Annotated in this window: 1 protein-coding gene; it reads right to left on the bottom strand. The window is 65.4% G+C overall.

The features are described from left to right. On the bottom strand, positions 1-1,354 hold a 1,354-nt coding region (locus AC1DZ6_RS25215), incomplete at both ends, for a TonB-dependent receptor (RefSeq protein WP_477099825.1).

Here is a 1,354-nt window from a genome sequence, read left to right as displayed (position 1 = left end):
GGCCTGGTTGAAGCCCGTCGTCAAGTCGTAGGTCTGGCCCTTGTGGCCGRTGGCGTACGAGCCGAACAACATCACATCGTCGGTCAGTTGGTGACGCAGGCCCAGCCGGTAGGTCGCCGAGCTGTCCGAGGCGCTGCCCGAGAACTTGGCGTTGCCGTTCTGGATGTCGTTGAAATAGTAGCCGATGTCTTCCTTCTGATAGCGCAGGCCGACGATCGCGGTGGTCTTGGGCAGGAAGGTCCATTCGGCCTGGCCGAACGCCGCCTTGTTCTCCGAAGTGGCCATCGCGTACCACTGGGCCAGCGAGAAGACCGGACCCCGCTTGAAGCTGCGGCGCAGGTCGTTGTCGCCATAGAACAAGCCCAGGGTGTAGCGGAACGGCCCATCGCCCGGCGACAGCAGGCGGAGCTCCTGGGTGTTGGCCTTGGCTTTGAAATAGCCGCCTTGGGAGTTCTTGATCCCCGCATAGGACGTCCGGTCGGAGTCTAGCTGGTCGTCCAGGCGGAACTGGTCGTGCGAGGTGATCGAGACCAGGACGAAGTCCTTGGGCAGGTCGTACTCGACCTTCAGCGACTGACCGAAGCCCTCGCTCTTGGCGTAGGGCGGGGTGTCGTTGCTGACGGTCAAGTTCTCCTCGCCCGCCACGACGCCGGGCATGGTGACGTTCGAGGTCAAGCCCGGCGTGCCGCGCAGAGTCGCCCCCGGCGTATAGACGCGCATCGTCGCGTTCGAGGTGGCCACGCCTTCGATATAGCTGGCGCCCAGCGTCACCCTCAGCTCGTCGATCGGCCGCCACAGCAGCTTGCCGCGGACCGAGGTCTCGTCGCGGCCGTTGACCTTCTTGCCGTCGTAGAGATTTTTGACGTTGCCGTCATATTCGCTACGGCTGGCGCTGATCCGGTAGCCCAGGGTCTCGCCGATCGGACCCGACAGGCTGACCGCGCCGCGATATTCGTGATCGTCGGTGGCCAGGACATTGGCCAGGACGCTGAACTTGGCGCTGGGATCGCGGGTGGTGATGTTGATCAGGCCGGCCGAGGCGCTCTTGCCGTAGAGGGTGCTCTGCGGCCCGCGCAGGACTTCGATGCGCTCGACGTCGGTCAGGTCGGAGAAGGCCCGGGCCTGGAACGAGACGGGCACGTCGTCCAGTTGGACCGCGACGCTGGGCTCGACGCCGATGCCGTACGCGAAGGTGCCGATGCCGCGCAGCGCCACCGACGCGTTGATCGGCTGGTCGGCCTGGCGAATGGTCAGGGACGGCGCGACCCGCGAAACGTCGGTGAATTCCTTGACGCCGGCGCTTTCCAGCTGGCGGGCGGTGACCACCGAAACGGCCAGGGGAACATTCTGGACG

The sequence above is a fragment of the Caulobacter sp. P1_B12_2 genome (assembly GCF_056406675.1).
This window is presented reverse-complemented; position numbering and strand designations above follow the sequence as displayed.